Origin of the sequence: Vibrio sp. 10N.222.52.B7 (genome assembly GCF_041474275.1) — a bacterium.
In the GTDB taxonomy this organism is placed as follows: Bacteria; Pseudomonadota; Gammaproteobacteria; order Enterobacterales; family Vibrionaceae; genus Vibrio; species Vibrio crassostreae_C.
Window position 1 is genome coordinate 1,061 of the sequence record NZ_JBFRTU010000078.1, and the last position, 6,285, is coordinate 7,345.

The window sequence follows — 6,285 nt, forward strand, 5'->3', positions numbered from 1 at the left end:
CAATTAAATGAGCAAGATCTCTGCAAATTATTTGGTCAACCTTCACGCCCGAAGGTATGTCACCAATTCAAAGCTTGCCCTGTCATTTGTGGTAAAACCGACCAAGAAGCCCTTGATAACCTGATCGAGTTAGAAGCTATTACCTAAGCGTATTAGCCCTTTTCTATATCCCAGCAATTTCTTTTCCTACTCATACTTTGCTTTAGGTTATAGGTGCTTATGAGGCCTCAATAGTCTTTCAAACAATACTGACTACCTCGCTATGAGTAATAACCGTTTCAGGAAACTCTCGGCGAAATAAAGCCATCGATAAGACATCACAGATCAATGAGGCCTTTATTCTCGTACCCATAAACCAACCAATAACTTGCCTTGAATAAAGGTCAATAATGGCAACTAATTATAGCCAATATTTGTTTGTAGCTACGTCGGTGATATCTCCTGCCCATTTTTAAATTAGCAGTCGTTGCACTGAAGACCTGAGCGAGCAAGGCCGTAACTACGGGTATTCAGTTCAGGTCAAGAAGTGGACAATATCTTATAAACTTGAAGTACTATGTGTATATCATCAGGTAGCGTTTTTATTTACTTTGTTGTCAGCCAATATATTGGATAATATGGCAATAATACATTATGGAAGGAAAATGTGATGAGTAAAAAAATGACCATGGCGGAGATTTCAAGACAGCTTGGAATTTCAACAATGACCGTGTCACGTTACTTTAATGACGGTTATGTCTCGGCTGAAAATCGCCTTAAAATTGATGCTATCGTCAAAGAAAATCATTATACCCCTAATATATTTGCTCGTTCCATTCGTAGCCAATCTAATATTATTGGTTTCGTTGCTCCTCGCATTGAGTCATATACAACTAGCTTAGTAATCAAAGGGGCACTGGCGGCTGCCAATGAATCACAAGTACGAATGCTTTTTCATGCCTCAGGGTTTAACCATGAGTCAGAATGCCAAGCTGTGAGAGAGTTTAATGGCTTAAATGCATTGGGCACTATTATTATTGCTTCAAAGCACAGTGTCGAAGAGACGTTTTATCAAACCTTAGACAATGTGTTATTTATTGGTAAAAACACCCCCCACCATTGCTGTTTATATTACCCCGACCATGCTGCAATTAAAGCACTCGTTTCCCAAACCATCACTCAGTTAAAACAACAGCAGGCACCGCTGGCAGCCGTACATTATATTTATGATGAGCGTATGCTTTCCAGCCGTACTAAGTTGATGCAAGCCACCATTACTGACACCGTCCCTGAGTTGAATTTTTCACTACAAGCTCTAGCCAACTCGGAGGACAAAGCCGGCTACCAGGCAATTCAATTACAGCCTAATCATGTCTACTTTTGTGCCACCGATAATATTGCTATTCGTTTATATCGTCGCGCCAAAGAACAGCAACTCAAGATTGGTCATAACTTATGGATTGTAGGCATGGGTGACTATGACTACAGCGATTTGTTAGTCCCAAGCCTGACTACTGTCGCTTTTAACTACTATCAAGTGGGCTACCAAGCTGTCAAAAAATTGCTCAAGCGCGATTTCAGTTCCGTTGAAGGCACATTCGACATAAGAATGAGAGAAAGTTCACAGTTTCTCTGAAATTGTATTGAGTCCAAATAGGTTCCATTTAACACTATGTGTTAACGATAACACACATAGTATAACCGATGACACTCGCTAATAATCTACACTCAAAACCACTCGCGTGGTGGAAGAAAGCAACTGCCTACCAAATTTATCCCCGTAGTTTTTATGATACAAACCAGGACGGTATTGGTGACATCAATGGGATCATTGCTAAGCTAGATTATCTTGCTGATTTGGGCATTGATTTAATATGGATCTGCCCATTCTACGCATCACCGAATGATGATAACGGTTACGATATCAGTGACTATCAAGCGATTCATCCTGACTTTGGAACCCTTGAGGATGTGGATAAATTAATCACTGCTGCTCATGAACGTGGCATTCGCATTATTATGGATTTAGTGATAAACCACACTAGCGATGAGCATCCATGGTTCATCGAATCGCGAGATAACAAAGATAGCCCTAAGCGTGATTGGTATATTTGGCGTGATGGTTGTGAGCCTACAGCTGAAAAGCCGACTTGCGAACCAAATAACTGGGAAAGTATTTTTCATGGTAGTGCATGGGAATATGATGACAAAACTGCACAATATTATTTGCACCTATTTTCTAAAAAACAGCCAGATCTTAATTGGGAAAACCCTGAAGTTAAACAAGCACTATTTAAAATGATTCATTGGTGGTTGGAACGAGGTATTGATGGTTTCCGTGTCGATGCAATTAGCCATATTCAAAAACAAGCTGGTTTACCCTCTTTACCCAATCCAAAGGGTGAAAACTATGTCTCTTCATTCGATTATCATATGAATGTGGCAGGGATTGAAAAACATCTGTATGAGTTAAAAGAGCAGGCGTTTTCGCCTTTTGATATCGTGACCGTTGGTGAGGCCAATGGGGTGACGGCCGACAACGCATTGCCTTGGGTTGCTGAAACGACCGAGCACGATCAAGGTGGTGTTTTTAACATGATTTTTCAGTTTGAACACATGAAGCTATGGTCGGAAGAACAAAGCAACGAGAATTTCGATCTCGTGGCGTTCAAACGCATTTTATCGCGTTGGCAAGATGCCTTAGAAGGTAAAGGCTGGAATGCGCTTTATTTAGAAAACCACGATCAAGCTCGTAGTATTGATACTTTTGCCGATCCTAACTCTAGGTATGCCAGTGCTACCGCGTTAGCGAGTTGTTATTTCTTGATGAAAGGGACTCCATTTATTTATCAGGGCCAAGAGATTGGTCTGGTAAATCATCAGTTTACTTCTCTTGACGAATTTAACGATGTATCTGCGAGAAATTTAATTCAAAAGCTATCGCAACAAGGTCAGAGCGATGCCGATATCTTAGCCTTGTTAAATCAAGTATCCCGCGACCACAGTCGCTTGCCAATGCAATGGAATGACCAGGATTTTGCCGGTTTTTCTGAGGTGCAACCTTGGTTCTCGGTGAATCAACAGTATGCAGATATCAATGTTGAGCAACAACAGCAAGATCCAAATTCGATCTTAGGTTTCTATAAGCAGTTGATTGCTTTGCGTAAGTCACATGAAAGCTTAGTGGTTGGCCGTTATCAATTACTGCTAGCTAACGATCCTAATATCTATGTTTATCAACGTGTTGCTCAAGATATGACATGGACCATTATTACCAATTTAAGTCCACAAGAGAGCGTTGTTGATATCGACTGCACCCAATTAGGCGAGTTAATGCTTGATAATCAGAATATTAACAATGAACACGTTCGCTCAGATTTTATAACAACGCAAATAGCCCCCGCTTATGCCGCGTATATATTTGCAAGAAAGCACTAAATTATATTTATGGCTAGGCGCTGATAACGTTAGCCTGTATTTAAATCAAGGAACTATTTATGAGTAAGTTACTATCGTTTGATTTTTGGCAACGATTTGGGAAGTCCCTTATCGTTGTTATCGCGGTGATGCCTGCCGCTGGTATCATGATATCACTAGGTAAAGTGGTCGCAATGTATGCGGGTGGGTTTGGTGCCATTGAAACACTAGGCGCTATAATGGAAAACATAGGTTGGGGGATCATTGTTAACCTTCACCTATTATTTGCGGTCGCGATTGGTGGCTCGTGGGCAAAAGAGCGTGCAGGTGGCGCATTTGCCGCGCTAATTGCCTTCATCTTAATCAACCGTATCACTGGGGTTATATTGGGCGTGGATAACGCTATGCTCAGTGACCCAGAAGCGGTTGTGATGAGCCTATTTGGTTCTGAGTTACCTGTCTCTCAATTCTTCACGAATATTTTGGGTGCTCCTGCCCTAAATATGGGTGTGTTTATCGGTATTATGTCTGGCTATTTAGGTGCCAACTTATTTAACCGCTATCATGACTTCGCTCGCTTACCTCAGGCATTAGCATTTTTCAACGGTAAGCGTTTTGTACCTTTTGTTGTTATTTTCTATTCGCTGATTATTGCGTTTGGTTTATCTGTAATATGGCCTTTAATTCAAGGTGCGCTTAATGATTTTGGTCAATGGATTGCTACCTCTAAAGACACTGCGCCGATCACTGCTCCTTTCTTGTATGGTACGTTAGAGCGTTTATTACTGCCATTTGGTTTACACCACACTTTAACTATTCCAATGAATTACACCGAGTTGGGTGGTACTTATGAGCTTTTGACTGGGATGAATGCGGGCTCAAGTGTTTATGGTCAAGATCCATTATGGCTTGCTTGGGTCAGCGATTTAAATAATCTTAAATTAAGCGATCCGACAACTTACCAACACCTGTTAGATACGGTGCACCCAGCACGCTTTAAAGCAGGCCAAGTTATTATCGCAGCCTCTTCATTGATTGGTATTGGACTTGCGATGTATCACTGTGTTGATAGTGATAAGCGCGCACAATATAAGCCAATGTTCTTATCTGCCTGTCTTGCTGTGTTATTAACCGGTGTGACTGAGCCTATTGAATTCATGTTTATGTTTATCGCTCCCGTTTTGTATGTTGCACATGCTGTGTTAACAGGAGTTGCATTTGCGTTGGTCGATGTGATGGACCTACGTGTACATGCCTTTGGTTTGATTGAGTTACTCACTCGTATACCTATGATGGTTTCAGCGGGCATCGGTGGTGATCTGGTTCGCTTTGCATTAGTTTCTATTGTTTTCTTTGTGGTTAACTATGGATTGTTCCGCTTCCTAATCGTGAAATTGAAGTTACCAACACCGGGTCGTATGGGTAACTACCTGGATGAAAGCTCAGAATCGATGTCAGAAGATGAGAAGATGAACATTATTATTCAGAATTTAGGTGGCCGTGCCAATATTGCTGAGATTGATGCTTGTATGACTCGCTTGCGTATTACAGTTAATGATCCGAAGTTGGTTGCTGAATATGCGTCATGGAAGCCGACAGGGGCTCTTGGTGCTGTGATTAAAGAACAGGGTGTACAAGTTATTTATGGCCCTGGGGTGGATGTTATTAAATCTAAGTTAATAGAGAAATATTCAGCACAACCTGCGTAATTCTTTTTAGATCAAATAACCTCGAGAAACGCAGCCTTGCGCTGCGTTTTATCTCACTAGAATAAATAAGTGAATAATAATGAAGTTAATGACACTAAATACCCACAGTTGGCAAGAAGAAAAACAGCTAGAAAAGTTAGATGTGGTCGCGCAAGCCATTATCGAGCAAGGGTGCGATGTGGTTGCATTACAGGAAGTGAATCAACATCAAGATAGCCCGGCCGTTGATGCCAATATATTAACCAATCACACTGTGTTGGCGAATAACTATGGTTATTTATTACAGAAAAAACTCATGGAATACGGTCATCACTACCAACTTACGTGGGATTTCGTTCATCAAAGTTATGAAGTATATCAAGAGGGGCTCTCATTTTTAACGCGACTACCGATTGTCGAACATGAGGTCATTGATTTAAGTGATAACTATGATGTGAGCTTTTGGAAACATCGGCGAGCAGTGCGTATTAAAGTGACCTCTCAACAGGGTGATTTTAATCTTTATAATTGTCATTGTGGCTGGTGGAATGACTCAGAGAACTCATTTGAGGATCAGTTCGACCGAATCAAGGCAACTTTACCAACAGAGTTGAGCTTTCTATTAGGCGATTTCAACAACCCAAGCCATATACGTAATGAAGGCTATGATTACGTATTACAACGCGGTTTGATGGATTGTTATGAAGTTGCTGAAATCAAAGATGATGGAACCACTGTCATTAAAAACATTGATGGTTGGGAGCAAAATAGCCAAGCGTTACGCATTGATTTAGTACTTAGTAATCAGCCTGTAGTGGTAAAGCAGCATAAGGTGATTTTTAATCACGATTTTTATCCGGTTGTATCAGATCACTTTGGGGTGTTGGTAGAAGTAGAACTTACTTAATTTTTATCAACTCATCGTAGTTTAAATAAAAAGAATACTGACACAAATACGGCTAATTATCAGGTCACTCTTACTTGCTAAAATAGCGATAGAATACGACTGACCTTAACGATCTTTAGTGCGAGTTCGAAGTGATTACATAAGATTCTCTGTTCTTTCTTTCAACTATATACACAAGATTTCACACTTCTGCGAAATCTAAACTATCTTATTGATACTGGTAAAGATTAATAAGGATCGTTATGAATAGGTATATCGCAGAAATATTCGGTACATTTTGGTTGGTGTTAGGTG

Annotated in this window: 4 protein-coding genes and 2 pseudogenes; 5 read left to right on the forward strand and 1 reads right to left on the reverse strand. The window is 40.5% G+C overall.

Annotated elements, in window-relative coordinates:
* A pseudogene (locus tag AB4512_RS18525) lies at positions 1 to 147 on the forward strand (YkgJ family cysteine cluster protein); the annotation flags it as partial.
* A gap of 20 nt (positions 148 to 167) precedes the next feature.
* On the opposite strand, the pseudogene AB4512_RS18530 reads toward AB4512_RS18525, so the two are convergent.
* Positions 168 to 509 (reverse strand): annotated as a pseudogene (locus AB4512_RS18530) (DDE-type integrase/transposase/recombinase); the annotation flags it as partial.
* 140 nt (positions 510 to 649) lie between these two features.
* Here AB4512_RS18530 and AB4512_RS18535 point away from each other — a divergent pair.
* From AB4512_RS18535 to AB4512_RS18550, 4 genes are all read left to right on the forward strand, one after another.
* Positions 650 to 1,615 carry a LacI family DNA-binding transcriptional regulator gene (locus AB4512_RS18535; RefSeq protein ID WP_017070321.1) on the forward strand — a complete coding sequence of 322 codons (966 nt, stop codon included), beginning with the start codon at positions 650 to 652 and terminating at the stop codon, positions 1,613 to 1,615.
* A 68-nt stretch (positions 1,616 to 1,683) separates the two neighbouring features.
* Positions 1,684 to 3,417 carry an alpha-glucosidase gene (locus AB4512_RS18540; protein ID WP_372175321.1) on the forward strand — a complete coding sequence of 578 codons (1,734 nt, stop codon included), beginning with the start codon at positions 1,684 to 1,686 and terminating at the stop codon, positions 3,415 to 3,417.
* 59 nt (positions 3,418 to 3,476) lie between these two features.
* Positions 3,477 to 5,105 (forward strand): PTS transporter subunit IIBC, encoded by a 1,629-nt coding sequence (locus AB4512_RS18545; protein WP_017070319.1) that lies wholly within the window; start codon positions 3,477 to 3,479, stop codon positions 5,103 to 5,105.
* Positions 5,106 to 5,184: 79 nt separating this feature from the next.
* Positions 5,185 to 5,991: an endonuclease/exonuclease/phosphatase family protein gene (locus AB4512_RS18550; protein WP_019823193.1), complete on the forward strand. Its 807-nt coding sequence runs from the start codon at positions 5,185 to 5,187 to the stop codon at positions 5,989 to 5,991.
* The last annotated feature ends 294 nt before the right edge of the window (positions 5,992 to 6,285 follow it).

What these genes read in the sequence shown, in the direction of transcription:
- AB4512_RS18535 (WP_017070321.1), top strand. Translation starts at nt 650, where the DNA reads ATGAGTAAAAAAATGACCATGGCGGAGATTTCAAGACAGCTTGGAATT.
- AB4512_RS18540 (WP_372175321.1), top strand. Translation starts at nt 1,684, where the DNA reads ATGACACTCGCTAATAATCTACACTCAAAACCACTCGCGTGGTGGAAG.
- AB4512_RS18545 (WP_017070319.1), top strand. Translation starts at nt 3,477, where the DNA reads ATGAGTAAGTTACTATCGTTTGATTTTTGGCAACGATTTGGGAAGTCC.
- AB4512_RS18550 (WP_019823193.1), top strand. Translation starts at nt 5,185, where the DNA reads ATGAAGTTAATGACACTAAATACCCACAGTTGGCAAGAAGAAAAACAG.